Here is a 23,652-nt window from a genome sequence, read left to right as displayed (position 1 = left end):
CGCACGCGCAACGCGGCACGCTGTGCGCACCGGGCCTGCCCATCACGCATCGAGAAGAACCACCATGACCCTGCGCCACCTGCCGCTGCGCACCGCCCTGCTGCTGGCCCTGTCCTCCCTGCCGCTGGCCGCGCTGGCCGAGGCCACCTCGCCCGCTCCCACCCAACAGGTGCCGGGCGTGCAGCACCAGCGCATCGGTGCGCTGCAGGTCACCGCCCTGTTCGATGGCGTGGTCGCGCTCGGCCGGCAGGAAGTGGTGGATGTGCCGCCAACCCTGGTCAGCCGCCTGCTCGAAGGCCGCTACGTGCCCGAAGACAAGAAAGGCCTGCAGACCGCGATCAACGCCTTCCTGGTGCGTCAGGGCAAGCACCTGACCCTGGTCGATGCCGGCACCGCGCAGTGCTTCGGCCCTGACCAGGGCCAGGTGCTGGGCAACCTTCGTGCGGCGGGCGTGGACCCGGCCGAGATCGATGAGGTGCTGCTGACCCACGCCCATCCCGATCACCTGTGCGGCATCCTCGATGCGCAGGGCAAGCCTGCCTATCCGAATGCGACGGTGTGGTTGTCCAAGGCCGATGCCCGCTACTGGCTCGACCCGGCCAGCGAAGCCACGGCGCCGCAAGGCGTGCGCTTCGCCTTCGCGCTGGCACGCAATGCGGTGGCGCCGTACCAGACCGCCGGTCGCCTGCACACCTTCCAGCCTGGCGACGCCCTGCCCGGCCACGCGGTGGCGATGGATACCCACGGCCACACGCCGGGGCATGTGTCCTATCGCTTCGACAGCCAGGGGCAGTCACTGCTGGTGTGGGGCGACGTGCTGCATTTCCATGCCGTGCAGTTCGCGCACCCGGAAGCGGCATTCGAGGCCGATTCGGACCGCAAGGCGGCTACGGCCAGCCGTCGCAGCGTGCTGCAGGAAGCCACCGCCAAGGGCTGGTGGGTGGCCGGCGCGCACCTGCCCTTCCCCGGGCTGGGTCACGTACGCAGCGAGGGCAAGGCCTATGCGTGGGTGCCGGCGGAGTTCTCGCCGTTGAAATGACCCCGTGTAGAGCCGAGCCCGTGCTCGGCCATCAGGGTCTCGCCGCGCTACGCGCGGCAGCCGAGCGCGGGCTCGGCTCTACAAAAGTGTCGCCGGGCAAGGCCCGGCGCCCTGTTCCTTATTCCAGCCCCAGCCAACCGCCGATGATGCCGCGGGCTTCATCCACGCCGGTACGGGCGGCGCCAGAGAACACCTGCACGCTGACCGTATCGCCGAACGACGAATGCAGTTCCTTGCGTACCTTCTGCAGGGTCTGCATCTGCTGGCTGCGGCTCAGCTTGTCGGCCTTGGTCAGCAGCGCATGCGCCGGCAGGCCACGCTGCACGGCGTAGGCCAGCATCTGCCGGTCGTAGTCCTTCAGCGGATGGCGGATGTCCATCACCACCACCAGGCCCTTCAAGGCATCGCGGGTGCGGAAGTAGCGGTCGATGAAGGCCTGCCAGTGCGCCTGCAGGTCCAGCGGCACCTTGGCGTAGCCGTAACCGGGCAGATCGACCAGATGGGCGTCCGGGGTAACCTGGAAGAACACCAGCTGCTGGGTCCGGCCAGGGGTCTTGGAGACCCGGGCCAGGCTGTTCTGGCGGGTCAGCGCGTTGAGCGCGCTGGACTTGCCGGCGTTGGAGCGACCCGCAAAGGCCACTTCGGAACCTTCATCGGGCGGCAGCTGCCCCATGTTGTGGGCAGAGAGGTGGTATTGGGCGCGTTCGATGAGCAATGACATGCGCATAGGATCGCATGTTGCGGCGCCGCGCGCCCGGCCCGGGGCCTTCCAGCGGGAAAATGCTGCACTGCTGCGTTGACCGTGTACGGAAACGGCGTTGATAATCCGGGCGATGCCGGCCGCCGCCGCCCGGCCGGTCCATACGGAGCTTCAGCATGCGCCACGCTCGCGTTCTTGCCGTATCCGCCCTTGCTACTGCCGTTGTTGCCGCTGCTGCCTTCGCGCAGACCACGCTGACCCCGCTGCCCGACAACGGCCCGATCAGGACCGCCTCGCTCGAGGTGGATTTCAGCAAGACCACCTGGGGCGATGCCAAGGCCGGCCAGACCAAGGCCACCGCGTGTGCCGCCTGCCATGGTGCCGACGGCAATTCCACGGTGGAGATGTATCCCAGCATCGCCGGCCAGAGCGAGCGCTACGTCGCCCAGCAGATGGCCCTGATCGCCAACGGCCAGCGCAGTTCCGGCGCCGCCGTGGCGATGGTGCCGTTCGTGCAGAACCTCACCCCGCAGGACATGCGCGATATCGGTGCATTCTTCGCCACCCAGAAGGCCAACGCCGGCATCGCCGACGACACCCTGGTGGCCGAGGGCCCGTACAAGGGCATGAAGTTCTACCAGATCGGCCAGCAGCTTTATCGCGGCGGCGACGCCCAGCGCGGGCTGCCGGCCTGCATGGCCTGCCACGGCCCCAGCGGCGCCGGCAACCCCGGCCCGGCCTACCCGCACATCGGCGGCCAGCACGCCAGTTATGTCGCCCGGCGCCTGCAGGAATACCAGGCCGGGCAGACCAACGAGACCGACAAGGCGCACTTCCAGATCATGGCCACGGTGGCGCAGAAGCTGACCGAGCAGGAGGTGCAGGCCCTTTCCAGCTACCTGCAGGGCCTGCACAACAAGGCCGACGACCTCGCCGCCGAAGGCGCTTCGACGCGACCGGCCGCCGCCCCCTGACCGCCACTGGTCGGCGCGGGTCGCCACGACGGCTCGCCGCTGCGGTATGTTTCCTTCACGCCGGCGGCTGCGCCGGCGTTGTCATTTTCAACGGAGATGCGTGTCGATGAGGTTGATTCCCCGCCTTCTGCTGTCCCTGCTGGTGCTGCTGCCGTTGGCGGCCTGCGCCGCCACCCCCGCCAACGCCCCGCTGGTCGAAGGCAAAGACTACGAGCGCATCGCCCAGCCTGGCCCGTTCCAGCCGCTGGCCGGCAAGATCGAAGTGGTCGAGGTGTTCGGCTACACCTGCCCGCACTGCGCCCATTTCGAACCGCAGTTGGCTGCTTGGGCCGCCAAGCTGCCGGCCGACGTGCGCTTCACCCCGGTCCCGGCCGCCTTCGGCGGTACCTGGGATGCCTGGGCCCTGGCCTACTACGCCGCCGACGAAGTGGGCGTAGCCAAGCGCAGCCACGCCGCCGTGTTCAAGGCCCTGCACGATGACGGCACGCTGCCGATGCAGAACGTCTCGGCCGATGAGCTCGCCAGCTTCTACAAGGCCTACGGCGTGACCCCGGAGCGCTACACGCAGGCCCTGCGCGGCGAAGCGGTACAGAAAAAGGTCGATGCCGCCCGTGCCTTCGCCCAGCGCACCCAGGTGCCGGGCACCCCGGCCATCATCATCAATGGCCAGTACCTGGTGCGTGGCAAGAGCTTCGACGACCAGCTGCGCATCGCCTCGGCGCTGATCGCCCAGGCCCGCGCTGCCCGCGGCCGCTGAACCAACTCACACCATCGACACGGCGCTGTCGCCGCCGCATGTCATCATTTCCCTCTGGCCGGTGCCTGACGCCGGCCCCACCTTTCCAGATGCTGGAGACGTTTCCATGAAGACCCGTTTCGCCGCCCTCGCCCTCGCAGCGCTGCTGCCGATCCTGGCCGCCTGCAAGGCCGACGACGGCACCACCAATACCTCCGCCCCGGCAGAACCGGCCGCGGCCCCGGCCAGCACCGAACCGGCCGCGCCGGCGGCAGGCAGCGAAGCCGCTGCACCGGCTGCCGAAGGTGACAAGACCGCCGCCAGCGCCGCCCCTGCCCCGACCACCGCCGCGCTGACCGGCCCGGCCCCGGTGGAAGGCGCCGATTACCAGCTGATCCCGAACGGCCAGCCGTTCCAGCCGGCGGCCGGCAAGGTCGAAGTGGTCGAGATCTTCGGTTACGTCTGCCCGGCCTGTGCCGCGTTCCAGCCGCTGGTCGGCCCGTGGAAGGCTGGCCTGCCGGGCGATGTGAACTTCGTCTACGTGCCGGCCATGTTCGGCGGCACCTGGGACAACTACGCCCGTGCCTTCTACGCCGCGCAGACCCTGGGCGTGCAGGAGAAGACCCACGAAGCGCTGTACTCGGCCATCCACTCGCAGAAGACCCTGAAGGGTGAGCGCGGTGCTGATTCGGTCGAAGACATCGCCAAGTTCTACGGTGCCTACGGCGTCGATCCGAAGCAGTTCGCCGCCACCATGGGCAGCTTCGCGGTCAATGCCAAGACCAACTCGGCCAAGCAGTTCGCCCAGCGCAGCCAGATCAGCGGCACGCCGTCGATCATCGTCAACGGCAAGTACCTGGTAAAGGGCAAGAGCTTCCCGGACATGCTGCGCATTGCCGACCACCTGATCGCCCGCGAACGCGGTGCGGCCCAGGCTCACTGATCAAAGAGACGTTTTCCCGGCCGTGACTTCCCCCACAACACGGACCCTGCGCTTGCTGACGGCCAACATCCAGGCCGGCTCGAGTACCCGCCGCTACAGCGACTATGTGACCCGCAGCTGGTCACATGCGCTGCCGGCGGGTCGCAAGCGCAGCAGCCTTGACGCGATTGCCACTCTGGCGCGCGGTCATGACATCGTCGGCCTGCAGGAGGCCGACCCCGGCAGCCTGCGCTCGGGCTTCACCAACCAGACCCATTACCTGGCCCAGCGCGCCGGCTTCAATTACTGGAGCCACCAGCCGAACCGGCGCATGGGCGGCGTCGCCTCCAGCGCCAACGGCCTGCTGAGCAAGCTGGAACCGGTGGAAGTGCAGGACCACGCCCTGCCCGGCCGTATCGGCGGGCGCGGCGTGCTGCTGGCCAAGTTCGGCGATGGTCGTGATGGCCTGGCGGTTGCGGTAGCGCATCTGTCGCTGGGCGCAGGTTCGCGGATGGCCCAGCTCGGTTTCATCGCCGAGCTGTTGTCCGACCATCCCAATGCGGTGCTGATGGGCGACTTCAACTGCCTGGCCGAACGGCCGGAAATGCAGGTGCTGTACCAGAAGACCCGCCTGCAGCCGCCGGGCTGCATCGTGCCGACCTTCCCCAGCTGGCGCCCCGACCGCGCCATCGACCACATCCTGGTCAGCAGCGGTCTGCAGACCCGCAATGTGGAAGCGGTGCCGGCCGCGTTCTCCGACCATCTGGCCCTGGCGATGGCGATCGACGTCCCCGCCGACGCCCTGCGCTAACGCTGCCGCTGCGCTCGCCGGGCATGGCCCGGCGCTACCGACCCTGGTAGGGGCCAACCTTGGTTGGCACGCTACCCTGGTGGGTGCAGACCCCGTTGGCAGGCTGACCTGGTGGGTGCGGACCGTTGGTCCGCACGCTCTCCGCCGGGCCTGGCCCGCGCTACCCCGCCTGCGCCACCGGCACCTTCAACCGCCTTGCCGTCATCGTGCTGCCCACCGAAGCCAGCACCGTGCAGCCGATGGCCAGCCACTGCAGGCCATGCAGGTGCTCGTGCAGCAGCAGCATCGCCCACAGCGCGGCCACTGCCGGTTCCATGCTGATCAGGATCCCGAAGGTCTCCTTCGGCAGGCGCTTGAGCGCCATCATCTCCAGTGACATCGGGATCGCGCTGGACACCAGCGCCACCACCAGCCCGGCCAGCAGGATCTTCGGCTCCAGCAACGCCGCGCCGGCATGCACCACGCCCACCGGCACCACCACCAGCGACGCAGCCAGCAGCCCCAGCGACACAGAATGCCCCGCGTGCAGGTGGCCGGCGCGCTTGCCGAACACGATGTACAGGCCCCAGCAGGCCGCCGCGCCCATGGCGTACAGCACGCCCACCGGGTCCAGTGCCGGGCCGCCGCCGATCGGCAGCAGCAACAGCAGCCCGACCGCCGCACAGCCCACCCAGAGGAAATCGATCGGCCGTCGCGACGACAGCATCGCCACCGTCAGCGGGCCAGTGAATTCGATGGCCACCGCGATGCCGAACGGGATCGTGCGCAAGGCCATGTAGAACAACAGGTTCATCAGGCCCAGGGTGAGGCCGTAGCGCAGGATCGTGATCGCATCCACGCGGCTGGTCTTCCAGCGCCACGGCCGCCAGAACAGCAGCAGCAACAGCGCCGAGAAGCCCACGCGCAGCGCGCTGGTGCCCTGCGCACCGATCAACGGAAACAGCTGCTTGGCATAGGAGGTACCGATGGCCAGTGCGGTGACCGAGCCGAGCACCGCCAGCGCCGGCAACATCAGCGCGATTCGAGAAGTCTGCATGCCGCCAGTCTATTGCGCCGGCGGCGAGCACTTGGCTCAATTGACGGCCCGTCCGTGCAACTTCTGCTCACCATGGCCACCGCCCCCGTGCTGGACAGCTTCGACCGCGCCATCCTCGCCCTGCTGCAGCAGGACAACACCCTGCCGCAGCGGCAGATCGCCGAAGCCGTGCACCTGTCGACCCCGGCCGTGCAGCGGCGGATCAAGCGCCTGCAGGACAGCGGCGTGATCGCCGCCAATGTGGCGGTGATCGATGCCGCGAAGATCGGCCGGCCGCTGACCATCATCGTCGAGGTGCGCGTGGTCAGCGAGCAGCGCGAAAAGGTCGCCCCGTTCCGCCGCCGCGTGCAGGACGATCCTGCCGTGCAGCAGTGTTACTCGATCACCGGTGATGGCGATTTCCTGCTGCTGCTCTCGGCGGCATCGATGGAAGAGTACGAGGCGATCACCGAGCGCTTGTTCGGTGCCGATGACAACATCGAGCGCTTCCGCACGTCGGTGGCGCTGGGCACGTTGAAGCGCGGCTTCGACGTGCCGTTGGCAGCGCTTCTGTAGAGTCGAGCCATGCTCGACTGCTTTTCCCTGGCGTATCCCCAAGAACCGAAGCCGTCGAGCATGGCTCGACTCTACGTTCGGAGACCATGAATACACTGCACTCGCCCGCCCATCGCCTGCGCCGCTGGCTCCTGCGTGGCCTTTGCCTGGCCATTGCCATCATCGCGGCGATGGCCTTCTGGAACAGCCCGTGGGCCGCCGCACCGAAGATGCTGTGGACACTCTCGCGCATGCCGCCGGCCACGCAGCTGCCGGTGCCGGTGGACGGCGTCCGCCCGCGCCAGATCGCCGATACCTTCGGTGCGCCGCGCGGTCGCGACCGCAGCCATGCCGGCATCGACATCTTCGGCAAGCGCGGCACGCCGGTGCGCAGTGCTACCCCCGGTGTTGTCGCCGACATCCGCGACAGCGGCCTCGGTGGCCGCCAGGTCTGGGTCATCGGCCCGGGACGCGAGCGCTATTACTACGCACACCTGGAAGACTGGGCCGATGGCCTGGCGCGCGGACAGGTGGTGCAACCCGGCGACCTGCTCGGCCATGTCGGCGACAGCGGCAACGCCAAGGGCACGCCGCCCCATCTGCATTGGGGCATCTACGGGAAAGACGGGGCTCGCGATCCGCTGCCGCTGCTGCGCTGAGCTGCCTCGCAGAGTCACACGTTGCCGACCGCTGCCAGGCAGTTCTGCAAGCTCGACTCTTCACCTGCATGCCCCCATCATCAACCGCAGTGACAGGGAGAGCACGCCGATGGCCGCACTTGGTCGCACCCCGCTGCTGATCACCATCATGCTGCTGGCCACGGGCTGCAGCACGCTGCAGGCGCCGCGCGAGCCGATATGCGCGCAGATGCTCGCCTTCGCCAACAGCACGCCGGTGGGCGCCAGCCAGTCGATCGAACTGGTTACTGACTGGAACACGTGGAGCAAGGGCTGCACGCACGAGGGCAATCCGGCAGGCAAGCGCTTCTGCGATTGGCTGCTTGCCCATTCCTCCACCGAATTCGCCTCGGCCAACATCCGCAGCGCGATGGCCTGCCTGGACCCCGGCGCCCGCTATGCCGGACCGGTGCGTACCACGCCCGAGTACCTGACCGGCAGGATCCATGTGTCCGACATCCGTGGGCTCAAGCGGAACGTGAGGATCTCCATCGAATATGCCGACGGCATCGAGGGCCAATTGCCGCGCCTGAATATCCTTGCTGAACGCTTGGCTCCCGACGAATAGTCCTGTCGCGCGGAACGCGGCACAGCCGCTGGCCCATTTGTAAATGGAAACAATTCCCATTACGATATTCGCGTTTTCCGGGCAGCCAGGACGGTTCGTCCGTCCTCGCATTGCCCAGCCACCGCCCTGAAACGCAGGGCTTCGCCAGCGGCGTGAGATCCCCACCAGCCGCGGCGCCAGACCATCCGGGAAGCCGGTCGGACGCACGCACGTGCCCGTCCAGGAACCTTGATGAACCGTTCAACCTCCCCCCTGCTGCCGCATCGCCTGTCCGCAGCGGTGCTCTCCGCCCTGTGCCTGGCCGCCGCCCCCGCTGCCTTCGCCGAAACCGCCGCCGACCCGACCACGCTCGACAAGGTCGTGGTGAAGGGCGAGCGTGCGGAAGGCTACTCGGTGCGCCGCACCTCGGCCGGTACCCGCTTCGACCTGGCGCCGCGCGAAATCCCGCAGTCGGTCAGCATCATCAGCCATCAGCGCATCGAAGATCAGCAGCTGGACGACATCATCGACGTGCTGGGCAACACCACCGGCGTGACCAGCACGCAGTCGGACAGCGAGCGCACCGAGTTCTACGCACGCGGCTTCTACATCGATGCGTACCAGTTCGATGGCCTGCCCACGCAGATGGTGCAGAACTGGAGCTACGGCGACTCCGGCCTGGACCTGGCCCTGTACGATCGCGTGGAAGTGGTGCGCGGCGCCACCGGCCTGCTCAGTGGCGCCGGCAACCCGTCGGCATCGGTGAACCTGATCCGCAAGCACGCCGACAGCGCCGAGCTGACCGGCAGCGTGTCGGTGAACGTCGGCAGCTGGGGCCGCACCCGCACCACCGTGGACGTGGGCAGCGCACTCAACGCCAGCGGCACCGTACGCGGCCGGGTGATCGGCAGCTACCTGGACACCGATGGGCAGATGGACCGCTACAACCAGCGCAAGACACTGGGCTATGCGGTGATCGACGCCGACCTGACCCCCGATACCCAGCTCAGCGTGGGCTACGACTACCAGCAGAAACGCGCGAACGGCGCGACCTGGGGTGGCTTCCCGATGCTGTACTCCGACGGCAGCGCGACGCCGTACGACGAATCGTTCAACGCCAGCCCGAACTGGACCTACTGGGACACCACCAGCAAGCGTGCGTTCGCCACCCTGCAGCACGCCTTCAGCAATGGCTGGAAGTTCAAGATCGGCGCCACGCATGACCAGACCAAGGCCGACGACAAGCTGTTCTACCCCGCGTACAACGACTGGACCACCGGCGCGTCGAACTTCGACAAGACCACCGGTGCGGGCATTTCGCCCTCAGCCGGCTTCTACAACACCGAGCGCAAGGTCACCGGCGTGGATGGCTATGTCGACGGCCCGTTCCAGCTGTTCGGCCGCGAGCACCAGTTCATGGCCGGCCTGAGCTACAACAAGCGCGAGTACGCCAACTATGGCGACTATCAGGTAGGCGGCGCTGGCCTGCCGTGGAACCCGTTTGCCAGCTATCTGAACTGGACCGGCAACATCAGTGAGCCGAACTGGAACCCATTGGCCCTGGCCAGCGAAGGCACCATTACCCAGAAGGCCGGCTACGTCGCCGCACGGTTGTCACTGTCCGACCCGTTGAAGCTGATCATCGGCGCACGCTACACCGACTGGAAGAGCGAAGGCGAGAACGCCGACCGCTCGCACAAGGAAACCACGCCGTATGCCGGCCTCGTGTTCGACATCAACGACACCTACTCGGCGTACACCAGCTACACCGAGATCTTCCAGCCGCAGACGCTGAAGGACCGCAACGGCAGCTATCTGAACCCGGTGGATGGCAAAAGCTACGAAGTGGGCGTCAAGGGCGCCTGGTTCGACAACCGCCTGAATGCTTCGCTGGCGGTGTTCCGCATCGAACAGGACAACGTCGGCCAGATCACTGGCGAGCCGGTGCCCGGCAGCCAGAACGAATTTGCCTATCGCGCTGCACGCGGCACGGTCAGCCGTGGCTTCGAGTTCGAGTTGAACGGCGAACTGGCACCGGGCTGGAATGCCACCTTCGGTGCGTCGCGCTACGTGGCCAAGGATGCCAACGACGCCGACATCAACACCAATCTGCCGCAGACCGCACTGAAGCTGTTCACCAGCTACACCCCGCAGTCGCTGCAGGAACTGACTGTCGGTGGCGGTGCCAACTGGCAGAACCGCATCTACTACCCGGTGCCGGCCTATGGCCGTATCGAGCAGAGTGGCTACGCCCTGGTCAGTGCATTCGTGCGCTACCGCATCTCGCCGGAATTCAGCGTGCAGGCCAACCTCAACAACCTCCTGGACAAGAAGTACTACTCGCAGATCACCGGCTACGGTGCGTATGGCGATGGTCGCAACGGTTCGCTGACCTTCACCTGGTCGTTCTGAGCAGGCGCGGGGCACGATCGCCCCGCACCTGTAGAGCCGAGCCCATGCTCGGCTGCCTTTCGCAATGTTGTGGGCGATCGAGCCGAGCATGGGCTCGGCTCTACATCCACATGGGGACGCCGGGCTGAGCCCGGCGCCACCCCTTCATCAGAACCGCAGGTCCGCGCGCAGGTACCAGTAGCGGCCACGCGGGATGTCGTAGGTCGAGGCGTCATAGCCGTTCAACGAGCACGACAGGCAGATCGGCGGATCCTTGTCGAACACGTTGTTCAGGCCGGCCGTCAGCTGCAGCCCCTTCATCCAGTCGATCTTGTAGCCCACCTGCGCATCGTGGAAGGTGGTGGCGGACAGCGTGTTGGTGCCGGCGGCCTGGTTGCTGCACACCGGGAACGCCACGGCGTCACCACAGTCTTCGGTCAGTTCGGAAATGTGGCGTACCGTCCAGTTGGCGCTCCAGTTGTCCAGCGTCCAGCCGATGCTGGCGTTGCTGGTCCATTCCGGAATCGAACTGTCAGCCACTTCCACACCGGGCTTCTGCGGCTGCCGCTGGCCGGCCGCACCGGTGGCCTCATAGCGACCGACGAAGGTGTTCTTCCAGCCCAGCTTGAACTGGCCGATCGAGCTCTGCGGCAGGGTCCAGAACAGATCCACATCCCAACCATCGGTCTTGATCGAACCCAGGTTGGTCAGGCGGTTGTTGAAGCTGCTGACCGCACCGGTGCTGGCACGGGTGATGCCGTCGCAGTAGATCGGGTCCAGCGTATCCACGCACAGGTCCAGCTGGGTCTGCGCGTTGATCGCCTGGATCGCGCCATCGATGTTGTGGCGATAGAAGGTCACTTCCACGTCGAAGCGCTCCGACCACGACGCATCGTTGCCGAACCAGGGGCTCCACACGAAGCCGGCACTGAAGCTGCGCGACCGCTCCGGTTCCAGCTCGCGGTTGCCGCCGGTGGTCACCGAGATCTGCGAGTTGGCCTGCTGGAAGCCCGCCGGCACGCCCAGCGAGGCACAGTTGGCCGCACTGCCGCGCGGCGGCGTGCCACCCAGGCCGACCGAGCAGGGATCGAACAGCTGCAGGTCAGCGCGCGCAGCCGAACCGTACAGCTCACCGATCGACGGTGCGCGGAAGCCTTCGGCGTAGGTGGTACGCAGCACGAAGTCATCGGTCACCTGCCAGCGCAGGCCGTACTTGGGCGTGAACTCGCCACCGAAGGTCGAGTAATCCGAATAGCGGCCGGCCAGGCTCAGGTCCAGCTTCTTGCCCAGTGCCGAGTCGGCGAAGATCGGCACGCTCAGCTCCAGGTACGCTTCATTGACGTCGTAGGAACCGGACGTCGGCTGCGACGGTACGCCGTTGTAGTGGCCGATCACCGTCAGCGGGTCGGGCTGGTACGAGCCTTTGTACTTGCGGTGTTCGAGGCCGGTGGCGAAGGACACCGGACCGGCCGGCAGGGTGAACAGATCGCTGGACAGGTTGGCGGTGAACAGGCTCAGCTCGTTCTGGCTGCGGTCGCGCACCACCGGCTGGATCCAGCGCAGCATGTCCGGGGTGATCGAACCGGCGCCACCGAAGATGTTCAGCGGCACGCAGCCCGGCGTGGCCGCGCACACGGCCGGATCACCCAGCGCCATGTTGACGTTGTAGATGTTGTAGCTGCCGTAGTTGGTCTGCTCGGCCTTGTTCTTGCTGTACATGCCGTTGACGTCCCAGTACCAGCTGCGGTCGGCCGCCTGGAAGTTGCCGACCAGACCGGAGGCGAAGTACGTGGTGTCCACCTTCTGCTCGAACACGCGCGCGCCGCCTTCCACCGGGCGGCGACCGATCAGGCTCATGTTGTCACCCGAGACCAGGTCGAAGCCGAACGGGTTGTATGGATTGAGCGCGGACACGGTGATGTTGTCGGCCAGCGGATTGCCGGTGGCACCATCGGGGCCGAAGAACAGCGGCTCCGGGCCGGCCTGGTTGGTCGACTCGCGGCGGTTGCCCAGTGCCTTGACGTACCACTGCACGTTGTCGGTGATGTCGAAGCGGAACTGGCCGAACAGACCCTTACGCTCCGAGGGCGTCAGCACCATGTTGTATTCGGCGAAGTTGAAGCGGTCGGCGCTGGTGAAGCAGTGATAGTCATCGGTGCGCGCGCAGCCGGCGCTGCCGTCGTAGCGCGGGTTGCTCACGCCGGTATTGGGCACGATGTTCTGCACCGCGCCGGTGTTCGGGTCGGTGAACATGAAACGGCCCTGCGGAATGCCACCGCTGCCGAACGCCAGCCCGGTGCCGGGAATCGGGAAGCGCGACTGCTCGCGGTCCTTGGCAAACACCGGATCCTGCTTGGTCCAGCTGGCGCCCAGGAACAGGCTGAAGCGGTCGCCGCTCTTGCCCCAGGCCAGGTCCACGCCCTTCTGCGTGCCGTCGCCCTTGCTGTATTCACCGTAATTCAGCGTCACCTGGCCGCCATCGAAATCGCGGCGGGTGATGATGTTGACCACACCGGCGATGGCATCGGAGCCGTACAGCGAGGACGCGCCATCTTCCAGCACTTCGATGCGTTCAACGATCGCCAGCGGAATGGTGTTGAGGTCGGTGGCCGAGCCCACGCCCGAGGCCGAGGATTCATTGACCCAGCGGATGCCATCGACCAGCACCAGTACACGCTTGGCACCCAGATGGCGCAGGTCCACCTGCGCCGAACCCGCGCCAACACCACTGCCGTCGGGCGGGAAACCGAAGTTGCCCGACGAATTGAATTTGGCATTGAGCGCCGAGCCGGAACCGGTGAGCTGTTGCAGCACTTCACCGATCGAGGTCAGGCCGGTGCGTTCGATGTCGGCGCGATTGAGGGTCTGGACCGGCACCTGGCCTTCCACTTCAGCGCGCTTGATGCGGGTGCCGGTGACTTCGATCGCGTCCAGATTGGTGGTGGTCGATTGGGCGGCAGCACCCATCGGTGCCAGGGCGGTCACGCACAGCGCGACGGCAACCGCCAAGGGGCGGTGGTGCAGGTAATTCATTCGCTCTCTCTCCAAAGGAATGTCGGGACATGGACTGCCGCGCTCCCCCCTGCATGGCGGCAGCGTCTCCTTTGTAAACAAGCGGTAAAAATCGCGGCGTGATGCCCGACACTCTTTCACGCAGATTTGACGATTCTGAAAGCAGATAACGTCATTTCGCTGCGTATTCACCGAAGGGCGCGCTGACCATCGGTGCCTTTGTAAGCGCCCCTGCGCGAGTGCGGCCCTCCATCAGGAAGGCCGCACCGGTAACCCGCTCACTGCACGAACGCGATGCGTTCCATGCCGGTGGCCTCGGCGGCGGCCAGGATCTTGGCCATGCCGTCGTACTCGGCCGACGGATCGGTACTGATGCGCAGCTCCGGCAGGTTGCCGGCATGCTCGCTGGCCTGCGCCTGCAGGCGCGACTGCAGATCGCCGATGGCCATCGGCTGCCCGTCCCAGCTCAACTGGCTGGACGCATCCAGCCGCAGCTCGATCGGCGGTGGCGGTTCGGGGCGATCCACCACGCGATCGGTGGCCTGCGGCAACTGCACGTTGATCGGCCGCGACAACATCGGCGCGGTCACGATGAAGATGATCAACAACACCAGCATCACATCCACCAGTGGCGTGACGTTGATGTCCGCCAGCGGGCCGCTTCTTCCTGCGCTACTGAATGCCATGTGCCGCTCCCTGCAGCAGGGCCGGTCGCCCCAGCCCAAACCTACGCCGATCAGCTGCCCTCGCGGCAGTGCGGATCACCTCATCATTCAGCTGTCGTTGCCCTCTGCTGCCGTGTACGAAATGAGAAACTGAATTCAGCCACCGCCCGCTATGCTGGTCGCCATGACCCGACGATCTTCGACCGCCCTGTCCCTGCTCCCGCTGGCCACCACGCTGCTGATCGGCTGCGCGAGTGCCCAGTCCCTCGATGCCCAGAACGCCCAGTTGAAGGCCGCCATCGCGGCCGCCGAACGTGGCCAGTTCGATCCCGGCCAGGCCGCTGCGCTCAGCCGCCATCCAGCGTATGGCTGGCTGGAGTTCGCCAACCTGCGGCGCAACATCGACACCGTGGATACGGCGCAGGCACAGGCCTTCCTCAAGCGCTACCAGGGCCAGGCCGTGGCCAACAGCTTCCGCAGCGCGTGGCTGCCCTCTGTAGCACGCCGGCAGGACTGGCCGACGCTGCTGGCCAACTGGGTGCCGACCGACAACCTCGGCCTGCGCTGTGCGCAGCTGACGGCGCGCCAGGCCACCGGCAAGGTGGACCCGCAGTGGATCGGTGAAGCCCAGGATCTGTGGCGCAAGAACGGCAAGTCACTGCCTGATGCCTGCGACGCCGTGTTCGCCGTGCTGCAGGCGCAGGGTGGCATGAGCGATGCACTGCGCTGGGAGCGCATCGATGCCGCTGCCGATGCACAGCAGCCGGCGGTGATGCGCTCGGCCGCGCGCGGCCTGCAGGCGGGCGATCTGGCGCTGGCCAACACCTACGCCGCCTTCGTCGACAAGCCCAATGCCAGTGCCCTGAACTGGCCGCGCAACGAGCGCAGCCGGCGCATCGCCACCGATGGCCTGGCCAAGCTGGCCAAGGCCGATCCGGACGCCACCGAACAGCAGCTGCCGCAGTACGCGCAGGCGCTGGGCCTGAGCGCCGAACAGCAGGGCCAGGTGCGTTACCAGATCGCCCTGTGGACGGTGGCGTCCTACCTGCCCGACTCTGCCCGCCGCTTGAATGCCGTACCCGATGCGGCCTACGACGAACGCCTGCACGAATGGCGCGCACGCGAAGCAATGTCGCGCGGCGATTGGCCGGCGACGCTGGCAGCGATCCGCAAGATGGGCCCGACCCAGCGCAACGATTCGCGCTGGCGCTATTTCGAAGGCCGCATGCTGGAAAAGACCGGCCAGGCACAGCAGGCGCAGCCGCTGTTCCGCGAAGCCGCACGCGCGCCGACCTTCCATGGTTTCCTGGCGGCGGACAAGCTGCAGCAGCCCTACACGCTGTGCCCGTGGAAGCCCGACGACAGCGCGCAGGCGCAGGCCGCGGTCGCCCGCGATCCGGCCATCCAGCGCGCGATGGCGCTGTACCAGATCGACCGCGCCGGCTGGGCGGTGGCCGAATGGAACAACGCACTGTCGCGCTTCGATGACACCCAGCGTCGCCTTGCGGTACGCGTGGCGCAGGACAACGGCTGGTTCGACCGCGCAGTGTTCTCGCTCGGCAAGCAGAAGCAGGAGCAGCGCCTGTACGACCTGCGCTTCCCGCTGCACCACGACGCCACGATCCGTCGCGAGTCGGCGCGCAATGCGCTGGACCCGGCCTGGGTGGCCGCTGAGATCCGTGCGGAAAGCGTGTTCAGCCCGCGCGCGCGTTCGCCTGCCAACGCCATGGGCCTGATGCAGGTGCTGCCGGCGACCGGTGCCGGTGTCGCCAAGTCCATCGGCCTGACCGGCTACGGCGGCGCTGACAGCCTGTACGACCCGGACACCAACATCGCCATCGGCAGCGCGTACCTGCGGCAGTTGATGAACAAGTACGACGGCCTGCCCTACGTGACCATCGCCGCGTACAACGCGGGCCCGACGCCGACCGCACGCTGGCAGACCCAGCGCCCGGGCTTCGATCCGGACCTGTGGATCGAGACCATCAGCTACAAGGAAACACGCGAGTACGTTGCCCGCGTGCTGGCCTTCAGCGTGATCTACGACTGGCGACTCAATGGCGACGCATTGCCGCTGAGCGACCGCCTGATGGGCCGCCTGGTGGACAAGCGCAAGGCCTTCACCTGCGCCGCCAACGCCGACCAGGGCGGCGATTGATCGCACGATGACGGTAGCGCCGGGCCATGCCCGGCGGACGCCACGATGTATCCCGCTGGGCATGGCCCGGCGCTACCGTGTCATCATCCCCGCATGAAGATCTATCTTGTCGGCGGCGCCGTGCGCGACCGCCTGCTGCAGCGTCCTGCCGGCGACCGTGACTGGGTCGTCGTCGGCGCCACGCCCGCGCAGATGGAAGCGCAGGGCTACACCGCCGTGGGCCGCGATTTCCCCGTCTTCCTGCACCCGAAGACCGGTGAGGAATACGCGCTGGCGCGCACCGAACGCAAATCCGGCCGTGGCTACCGCGGCTTCGTGGTCGATGCCGATCCGGCGGTGACGCTGGAAGAAGACCTGCAGCGCCGCGACTTCACCATCAACGCCATCGCCTGCGATGAAGACAGCGGCGCGCTGGTCGACCCCTATGGCGGCGCGCGTGACATCGAGCAGCGCGTGCTGCGCCATGTCGGTCCCGCCTTCGTAGAAGACCCGCTGCGCGTGCTGCGTGCGGCGCGCTTCATGGCCCGCTTCGCCTCGCTCGGCTTCACCGTCGCGCCGGAAACCATGGAACTGATGCGCGAGATTGCCGCCAGCGGCGAGCTCGACGCACTGGTGCCGGAACGTGTGTGGCAGGAACTGCGCAAGGCACTGGTGTGCGAACGCCCGTCCGCGTTCCTGCGCACCCTGCACGACGCGCACGCGCTGGGCCCGATATTGCCGGAGCTGGAAGCGTTGTACGGCGTGCCGCAGCGCGCGGAATTCCATCCGGAAGTCGACACCGGCATCCACCAGGAAATGGTCAGCGACATGGCGGCGAAGCTGGCCCCCGGTGATGATCTGGTCGGCTTCGCCGCACTCACCCACGACCTCGGCAAGGGCCTGACCCCGCCCGAGGAATGGCCGCGCCACATCATGCACGAACAGCGCGGCATCGAGCCGCTGAAAGCACTTTGTGCGCGCCTGAAGATTCCGACCGAGCACCAGCAGCTGGCCGAGGCGGTATGCCGCGAGCATCTGAACGTGCATCGCATCGACGAACTGCGCGATGCCACCGTGCTGGAACTGCTGGGCCGCTGCGATGCGTTGCGCCGGCCGGAGCGGGTGGCGCGCATCGCGCTGTGCTGCGAGGCCGACAAGCGCGGCCGGCTCGGTTTCGAGGACAGCGACTACCCGCAGGGCGAAACGCTGAAGCGCCTGCACCGGGCCGCGCTGTCAGTGCAGGCACGTGACCTGGATACCACGCACCTGAAGGGGCCGGCGATTGGCGAGGCGCTGGCCAAGGCGCGTGTACGAGCGATCGCTGCCGCCCGCTGAAGCATCGGGTAGTGCCGGCCGCTGGCCGGCAACCACAGCTTCTATCAGTGCGCCATCCCACGTGTGATCGCCGCAGCACGTTCCTTCAGCTGCGCCACCGCGTCGGGGATCATCTCCATGCCCACGTCCAGGCCCGGGTTCAGCACCAGGCCGACGCCCTCGCCGATGCCCGACAGCAGCGCATGTACCGCGATGGGCATGGCATGGGCGAACTGCGGCAGCTGCTCATGCCAGATTTCCGCGCGCTCGGGCGCCGTGAACACCGCGAACATCGGCTCGCCGCCTTCGCTGGTCAGCACCAGCGGCGAAATGCTCTCGTCCCAGGCGCCATCTTCACCGATGGCCTTGTCCAGCAGCACGAACACCGGCGCGGTCAGCAGGCCGTCGAGGAACTGCGAGGCCGTGAGGGTTCCGTCCTGGGCCTGCAACAGGCGCACTTCCAGGTCGTTGGCGGGTTCGAACGGCGTTTCGTGGTCCATGGTCGGTTCCGGTACGTGATTGCTGGCTGCAACTTTAGCAGGCCGCGTCCTCAACCACCGTGCCCTTGCCGCCACATCCACCCTGCCACTGCCAGCCCGGCCACCACCACCAGCATCACCGGCAAGCCGAAGCGGTGTCGCCACGGGATCGGCACCCCGCCCAGCTGCTGGTCCATGCTTTCGGTATCCAGCACCCAGCCATGCTCGCAGCCGGTGCAGGCCAGCTCATAGCGGCGCTGGTAGACGAAGCCGAACAGCAGGTCGATGCGCGCCATCTTGTAGCGCAGCTGCGGGGCGAATTCGGTTTCAGTCTGGCAGCGCAGGCAGTGGTGTGCTTCGGTGGGGCCGACAATCAGCACCCGTTCCTGTTGGCCGATCAGGATCATGGATCAGCTGCCCTGGCAGGCGGGTTGAGCCAGCAGCCAGGCCTGGGCAGCGGCGATGGTTGCAGCATCGCCTTCGGTGAGCTGGTCCGGCGCGATCTTCAGCCCATCGCCACGTCCGTTGCGGTCCCGCATCACGCTGGTGGTCAGCACCAGTGAACTGCCATCGACCAGCGGCCGCACGATGTTGGCCGTGGACATGCCGGCGGTGGGCAGACCGAAACTGCGTGTCTGGGGCCGGCCACGGAAGGCTAGCACCGTGGCTTCACCGGAGCTGGCGGTTCGCGGGCCGGTCAGCACGGCTACCGGCGCACCCGGGTTCTTCAAGCGGTAGCCAGGTGTACCCAGATCCACAATCACACGCGGGCCAAGGCGCACCCCGGAAGCCGTGGACTGCCAGCCCTCCGCACCAGCGGGGGTGGCGAAGGAACCGACGACTTCGTCATCGTTCACCGTGGTGCGCAGCAGCGGCGCCGCACCCACCAGCATCGGCCACATGTTGCCACCGGTGTTGCCGCGCAGATCAACGATCCAGCCGCAGCGGTTGCGCTTGTCCTTGTCGCGGATGATCGCCTGCCAGCGTGCAGCACGCGCCTTCATCTGCTCGCGCGCAGCGGGACCCGGGGCGACGGAATAGCCTTCGATACCCAACCAGCCGATGCGCCGATCCAGCATATCGACCGGCACATGCGCTTCCGGCGCAGTGGAAACGGCGGCATTGGCACGACCTAGGCGTTGCGCCTCCGATTGCAGCCGCTGGGGACTGATCCAACTGCCATGGCCAGCGGAACTGCGGTCAATCGCTTCGCGTAGAACCTCACGCGTCCTGCTCGGATCGCCCTGTGCAGCCTTCATGCGCGTGCGGATGGCGGGCCATTCCACGCGGTCACGGTACAGCGCCTCGCGCTCCAGTATGTCCAGCAGTTCGGCTTGGGCCTGCGGGGTTGGAAGATCGACGGATTCAGCGGCCGCTGCCGGCATTGCGATGAAGAAAAGTGAGCCCAGCGCAGTAACCATCGTTCGAAGTTCAAGCTGCATTCGACGTTCCTTCGTCATTGATGAATCACATAGAGCCAACCACTTTGGCACCAGCGCCAGACTGGACAACGCCCATATGGATGGCGCCTCTACTACATGCAACCGAAGACGGTATAGCCCGATCTCCAGATGAGCAAGCCCCAGTTTCACCCGCCACTGGCAGCGCGAATCTGGATATCGTGTTGTACCCGCTGATCTTCCATCTGCTGCTCAAATTGATTGGCCAGAGCCCGTTGATGGGCCTCCTGGCTCACCACGTCGAACTGCTGCATCGACTCTTCCACCGAGGTCTGTGCAGCCAGTTCCGTCTGCATCGCAGCCCGTAGGTGAGCCGGGTTGCCTGGTTCGCCCTGCACCACGAACAGGGTATGCCCGGCCGGCTTGTCTGCAGTGGCGTTGCTCAACAGCACGTGGTCGACCCGCTCCAGATCGTTGTCCTTGGCCAGCACCAGCAGGCTGGCTGCCATCCGCTCGCTGGTCGCATCGAAGCTGCGTCCGTGCTTGGCATCCAAGGCTTGAACCCCCTCGCAGATCTGCTGGTAGAGCGCGTGGTCGGGGTGGCCCGGGTGGGTGGGATAGGGCATCTCATCGCGAGCGACCTGCACCGGATCGGCATCGCTCGCCACTGCATAGGCCGGATGCGTGGTCGGAGCAGTTGTGGGCTCAGCCCATGCATTCACCGACGCAACCTGGACCTGCATGGGGGATTGCTCGTTTTCAGGCAACTTCTCTGCAAGGTCGGCAGTGGGCCGCTCGATGGACGCGTGCTGCGTGGCGGGTGACGGCAATGATTCGGTGGTTGGCTGCACCTCATGGCATCTTTCAACTTGCTGCGAAGTGCTTTCCTGCGGAGGCGTTGCCGAGGGCTGCGGTTCCGGCGGCATGGCGTGGGCAAAGGATTCATGCGCTGCCGGGCCAGTCTGCTGCGCTGACTCGGTGATGCGGGGCGATGCGTTCACCTGCCGCGGCATCGGATCGGGCGTAGGAATTCGGGTCGGTTCGGGCGTGGCCGCGTTGTGCGTGGCAGTGCCGTGCGTGACCGCTGGCATACCCGTTGCAGCGAGCGACGGCGGGTGCCGCACTTCTGCTGCATACGTGTCGCGCCGATGCTCAGCCTCGAACTGGCCGGATGACGATGGGGTATTCGGCTCCGCAGGTTGCTTGGCGACAGCAGCTTCGGGCTTGGGCTCCGGTGGTGGCCGCATTACCAGCGGCGGTACCGCCGCAACCGGTTCGGCAGGGGCCAGCGGCCGGTGCAGCGCCTCTTCGCGCTGAGCCGCCTCCACCGCTTCACGCGCATCGGAAGGTTCCGTTGCACTGCCGCTTACGTGCTGCGCTGCCGCCACCGCCGCCTGCCCCGCATCCACGGTGGCTGCACCCTGGCGATTGGCCTCCTGTAGCGCCTGCTGGTGCGCCTCCCGCTCGCGCGGTGACAACGCAGCGATGCGCAGCTCCGGGATTTCCGGCACAGGTGCATGCTCGCCTGCACGTGCACGGACTTCCCCCCATGCCGCCTGCAGCTCCTCGGTGGTGGTCACCGCCACCGGCCGGGCCACACCATCCTGCCCCACCTGGTAATGCGTGATCGGCCGGGATTCGCCGGCATGGCCGTCAACGGCAGGACCCAGCTCCTGCATCGTAGCGCCGGTAATGCCGTGCTGCTCACGCGTGCGCGCCGTGGCCAACGCGATCGCCTCCTGCCACACTGGCGTTGGCGCAACGCCCGCCGAGGCATAGGCATGGCGCTGCTCGTATTGGTTCAGTTCGGCATTGGTCGGCGCAGGCCGGGCTTCCAGTGCAGCCACCGTGCGCTCGAACCGTTCCAGCGAGGGTTGCTGGATCGTGCGTGTCAGCTCCAGTTCCAACGCAAGGTTCCCTTGGGCCACCTTGCCATCATGGTTCCACTGCCCGGTGGTGTCGCGCTGGTACATCGTATTGTCCGAACCCAGGATGGCATCGGGCCGGGCGCGCGCAGTCTCCACAGCATCGGGTACCAACGGCACGAAATCGCTGGCACGGGTGGCGGCGCGGGTTTCCAGATAGCTGGCCGCGATGGCGGCCTTGCCATGGGCAATGTTGTCTTCAATACGCTGCACCGCCTGCTGGTTCAGTTCTGCAGCGCGCTCCGGCGTGGCGATCTGGGATTCGTACACGCCACGGTCGTTGGCGCCTACCACGGCCGTCTTCACCTGACGGGTCCACTGCTCGGTCTGCGGGTCACGCTGCCAGTTCTGATTGTCCAGACCTTTCACATCCTGCGGCCCTGCCGGGATGCTGAAGGGATTCTGCGGCTCATGTGCTTTGCCCAGTGCCAGCTCTACGGCACGCACACTGGCTTTGGCACCCAACTCACGCGCCTTCTCATAGCTGGCGCCGACACTATGCTCGGCGGCGTCGGGCAAACCATCGGCCGCACGCGCCATCTTCACTTCGCGCTGCCAGTTGCGGCCGTTGAACTCCCACTGCACATGCGCACTGTCTTCCTGGCGGTAGACGGCGCGGTTGTCGAGCAGATCAGCGCCTTTGTCGAAGGCCTTGCTCATGAACAGCGCATCGGCAGCGACCACCGCCGCCGGCACGAAGCTCGACGTACCAATGACCGAGGCCGTTGCCACGCCGCCCATCCAACCGCCACCACTGCGTGCGAGTGCATGGTTGAACTCAGACTGCGCGGCTGTGCCATTGCCTTGCTGCAGCAGCTCGGACACGCGACGCGTGGTCATGACGGCATCGGCGCCAGAGGCCAACAGACCACCGGCACGGATCAGCGGGCTGGCCGAGGCTTCGCCGAGAAGCAGGTCCATCGAGGCGAAGCCCTGCTGTGCACGCGGTACACGGATGCGATAGGCCGCTTCCTCACCCAGGGTGCGCTCTACTACCAGGATGCCGCCGGGAGACATGCTCACACGGCCATCGTAGTGAGCATTGGCAATGGCCAGCGACAACCCGCTGCGCTGCAGTTCCATGTTGCCACCGCGAATGATCGGCCGGGTATCGACCTGGAACTGATGCAGCGAAGTGACGATCCGCGGCTCGGTATGCACGATGGCGCCCCAGCCGTGGTCCACGCCGTTGAAGCCCTTCAAGGCCTCAATCTGCTGAGCGTGGGTCTCGTAGTAGGTTGGGATGTTGCGAAAGAAGTATCGAACCTGCTGGTTGGTCAGCTCAGGGGAGCTTCCGACGGGGGTGTTGGTGTTCAAATCACCGTTGATCAGGCCGACCTTGACAGTATCCCGCAACTGCTCCACCCGCCGGGCAACTCGATCCATCGCTGACAGGTCGCCCTCTAATGAGGCTTGACCATCAGAGGTCATCTGGATCCTGTTCAGTCGATCAAGCATCCCTAGCTGGTAGGCACTCAGCGGACCACCACTATGGGGAGTAACACCAAGCACGTTGGCAAACTGGGGATCTGCTGGCAGAAAAATTCGGTTCTCCAGGGAATGGATATCGAACTTTCCGGCGCTCTGCAGCTTGGCAAGCAGTGGACTGTTCTTCAGCGTCTGCTGCTCGATGGTGTGATGGTCCTGAAGGTGCGTGCGGTAGTTAGGCATGATCAGGTTCCTTCCCTATTGCCGATATTGCCGGTTCAGCAGTTCACAACGTCTTCGAACCAGAGGCCGTTGGACTTCCTGGTCGTGACGATTCCGGCGGCCTCCACGGCATCTTTGAATGTGCGGTCGCAGAAGACCCCTCCATGGAACGCCAATCTGAACACGTGGGCCGAATCCAGAACCTCACGCTTGAAGGCCAGCCGGACATCACCCGTGAGCCCGTAATACTTGCCGGCTTCAAACTCATCACTAATCTCGATGTCGAGTGTAGATGCCTCCTCATCCAAGGCATCCAACGTACGCACCACATCGCAGAGGTAGTAGGTCGGCCCCTTTGAACCGTCGACCAAGCGATAGTCGACATCGGCGAAGGCGAATGCATCAGGGTCGACCGCTTCCATCACCTGACGCAGGCGCTCGGAGACCAGCCAATAGCCGCTCATCCCACCTTCCAGATCCTCGGGGAGTACACCTTCGCGAGGGTGATAGACCAAGCGTGGGGTTTCGCGCAGCGGTGGGAAACCACCAGCCTTGGGCAACAGAATGAGTCTGGGCGGGACAAGTAGGGCGTCCTCGTTCTCAAAGACCACCCCGTGGCCCTTTCCGCCTCGGCGGACATCTGGCTGCAATTGGTAGAACTCGCCTTTCCGAGGCTGATTGGTAGATGTCGATTCCATGCGTT

General features: G+C 66.3%; 20 protein-coding genes. 11 read left to right on the top strand and 9 right to left on the bottom strand.

The window, feature by feature from the left end:
- Positions 1 to 64 precede the first annotated feature (64 nt).
- Positions 65 to 1,039, top strand: coding sequence for an MBL fold metallo-hydrolase (locus CR919_RS16620; RefSeq protein ID WP_099820953.1), 975 nt, complete (start codon positions 65 to 67; stop codon positions 1,037 to 1,039).
- Between the two features lie 118 nt (positions 1,040 to 1,157).
- Here CR919_RS16620 and yihA read toward each other — a convergent pair whose 3' ends face one another.
- On the bottom strand, positions 1,158 to 1,760 hold the full coding sequence (gene yihA, locus CR919_RS16615) for a ribosome biogenesis GTP-binding protein YihA/YsxC (RefSeq protein WP_099821017.1): 603 nt from the start codon (positions 1,758 to 1,760) through the stop codon (positions 1,158 to 1,160).
- Positions 1,761 to 1,915: 155 nt separating this feature from the next.
- Between yihA and CR919_RS16610 the strand changes: the two genes are divergently transcribed.
- The 4 genes from CR919_RS16610 (at position 1,916) to CR919_RS16595 (ending at position 5,182) form a co-directional block, all read left to right on the top strand.
- Positions 1,916 to 2,713, top strand: a complete 798-nt coding sequence (locus CR919_RS16610) for a c-type cytochrome (protein ID WP_099820952.1) — start codon at positions 1,916 to 1,918, stop codon at positions 2,711 to 2,713.
- 106 nt (positions 2,714 to 2,819) lie between these two features.
- Positions 2,820 to 3,470 carry a thiol:disulfide interchange protein DsbA/DsbL gene (locus CR919_RS16605; protein WP_099820951.1) on the top strand — a complete coding sequence of 217 codons (651 nt, stop codon included), beginning with the start codon at positions 2,820 to 2,822 and terminating at the stop codon, positions 3,468 to 3,470.
- Positions 3,471 to 3,576: 106 nt separating this feature from the next.
- Positions 3,577 to 4,392, top strand: a complete 816-nt coding sequence (locus tag CR919_RS16600) for a thiol:disulfide interchange protein DsbA/DsbL (RefSeq protein ID WP_099820950.1) — start codon at positions 3,577 to 3,579, stop codon at positions 4,390 to 4,392.
- 52 nt (positions 4,393 to 4,444) lie between these two features.
- Positions 4,445 to 5,182 carry an endonuclease/exonuclease/phosphatase family protein gene (locus tag CR919_RS16595; RefSeq protein WP_218946652.1) on the top strand — a complete coding sequence of 246 codons (738 nt, stop codon included), beginning with the start codon at positions 4,445 to 4,447 and terminating at the stop codon, positions 5,180 to 5,182.
- A 160-nt stretch (positions 5,183 to 5,342) separates the two neighbouring features.
- Here the strand turns inward: CR919_RS16595 and CR919_RS16590 are convergent, their stop codons facing one another.
- Positions 5,343 to 6,218 carry an EamA family transporter gene (locus tag CR919_RS16590; RefSeq protein WP_099820949.1) on the bottom strand — a complete coding sequence of 292 codons (876 nt, stop codon included), beginning with the start codon at positions 6,216 to 6,218 and terminating at the stop codon, positions 5,343 to 5,345.
- A gap of 72 nt (positions 6,219 to 6,290) precedes the next feature.
- On the opposite strand from CR919_RS16590, the gene CR919_RS16585 reads away from it, so the two are divergent.
- From CR919_RS16585 to fhuE, 4 genes are all read left to right on the top strand, one after another.
- Positions 6,291 to 6,773 carry an Lrp/AsnC family transcriptional regulator gene (locus CR919_RS16585; RefSeq protein ID WP_099820948.1) on the top strand — a complete coding sequence of 161 codons (483 nt, stop codon included), beginning with the start codon at positions 6,291 to 6,293 and terminating at the stop codon, positions 6,771 to 6,773.
- 86 nt (positions 6,774 to 6,859) lie between these two features.
- A complete protein-coding gene (locus CR919_RS16580; protein ID WP_099820947.1) occupies positions 6,860 to 7,411 on the top strand; it encodes a M23 family metallopeptidase in 552 nt (183 codons plus the stop codon).
- Positions 7,412 to 7,520: 109 nt separating this feature from the next.
- A complete protein-coding gene (locus CR919_RS16575; RefSeq protein ID WP_099820946.1) occupies positions 7,521 to 7,997 on the top strand; it encodes a hypothetical protein in 477 nt (158 codons plus the stop codon).
- A 231-nt stretch (positions 7,998 to 8,228) separates the two neighbouring features.
- Positions 8,229 to 10,388: a ferric-rhodotorulic acid/ferric-coprogen receptor FhuE gene (fhuE, locus tag CR919_RS16570; RefSeq protein WP_099820945.1), complete on the top strand. Its 2,160-nt coding sequence runs from the start codon at positions 8,229 to 8,231 to the stop codon at positions 10,386 to 10,388.
- Positions 10,389 to 10,535: 147 nt separating this feature from the next.
- Here the strand turns inward: fhuE and CR919_RS16565 are convergent, their stop codons facing one another.
- The gene (locus tag CR919_RS16565; RefSeq protein WP_099820944.1) at positions 10,536 to 13,400 is read right to left on the bottom strand and encodes a TonB-dependent receptor; all 2,865 of its coding nucleotides are present in this window, start codon (positions 13,398 to 13,400) and stop codon (positions 10,536 to 10,538) included.
- Positions 13,401 to 13,657: 257 nt separating this feature from the next.
- Positions 13,658 to 14,065: a biopolymer transporter ExbD gene (locus CR919_RS16560; RefSeq protein ID WP_099820943.1), complete on the bottom strand. Its 408-nt coding sequence runs from the start codon at positions 14,063 to 14,065 to the stop codon at positions 13,658 to 13,660.
- A 151-nt stretch (positions 14,066 to 14,216) separates the two neighbouring features.
- Here CR919_RS16560 and CR919_RS16555 point away from each other — a divergent pair, with 151 nt between their 5' ends.
- Both CR919_RS16555 and CR919_RS16550 read left to right on the top strand, forming a co-directional pair.
- Positions 14,217 to 16,202 carry a transglycosylase SLT domain-containing protein gene (locus CR919_RS16555; protein ID WP_099820942.1) on the top strand — a complete coding sequence of 662 codons (1,986 nt, stop codon included), beginning with the start codon at positions 14,217 to 14,219 and terminating at the stop codon, positions 16,200 to 16,202.
- A 93-nt stretch (positions 16,203 to 16,295) separates the two neighbouring features.
- Positions 16,296 to 17,516 carry a multifunctional CCA addition/repair protein gene (locus CR919_RS16550; protein WP_099820941.1) on the top strand — a complete coding sequence of 407 codons (1,221 nt, stop codon included), beginning with the start codon at positions 16,296 to 16,298 and terminating at the stop codon, positions 17,514 to 17,516.
- Positions 17,517 to 17,560: 44 nt separating this feature from the next.
- Here CR919_RS16550 and CR919_RS16545 read toward each other — a convergent pair whose 3' ends face one another.
- The 5 genes from CR919_RS16545 to CR919_RS16525 all read right to left on the bottom strand — a co-directional run bounded on the left by CR919_RS16545 (position 17,561) and on the right by CR919_RS16525 (position 23,647).
- Positions 17,561 to 17,995 carry an SseB family protein gene (locus CR919_RS16545; RefSeq protein WP_049467432.1) on the bottom strand — a complete coding sequence of 145 codons (435 nt, stop codon included), beginning with the start codon at positions 17,993 to 17,995 and terminating at the stop codon, positions 17,561 to 17,563.
- Between the two features lie 50 nt (positions 17,996 to 18,045).
- Positions 18,046 to 18,381, bottom strand: coding sequence for a hypothetical protein (locus tag CR919_RS16540; protein WP_099820940.1), 336 nt, complete (start codon positions 18,379 to 18,381; stop codon positions 18,046 to 18,048).
- 3 nt (positions 18,382 to 18,384) lie between these two features.
- Positions 18,385 to 19,416, bottom strand: a complete 1,032-nt coding sequence (locus tag CR919_RS16535) for a S41 family peptidase (protein WP_099820939.1) — start codon at positions 19,414 to 19,416, stop codon at positions 18,385 to 18,387.
- Between the two features lie 146 nt (positions 19,417 to 19,562).
- Positions 19,563 to 22,970 (bottom strand): XVIPCD domain-containing protein, encoded by a 3,408-nt coding sequence (locus CR919_RS16530; protein ID WP_108724218.1) that lies wholly within the window; start codon positions 22,968 to 22,970, stop codon positions 19,563 to 19,565.
- A gap of 35 nt (positions 22,971 to 23,005) precedes the next feature.
- Positions 23,006 to 23,647, bottom strand: a complete 642-nt coding sequence (locus CR919_RS16525; protein WP_099820937.1) for a DUF1629 domain-containing protein — start codon at positions 23,645 to 23,647, stop codon at positions 23,006 to 23,008.
- Positions 23,648 to 23,652 lie beyond the last annotated feature (5 nt).

The sequence above is a fragment of the Stenotrophomonas sp. LMG 10879 genome (genome assembly GCF_002750935.1).
Taxonomy (GTDB): domain Bacteria; phylum Pseudomonadota; class Gammaproteobacteria; order Xanthomonadales; family Xanthomonadaceae; genus Stenotrophomonas; species Stenotrophomonas lactitubi_B.
The sequence above is the reverse complement of the archived record's forward strand: the minus strand, read 5'-3'. Positions and strand labels throughout refer to the sequence as shown.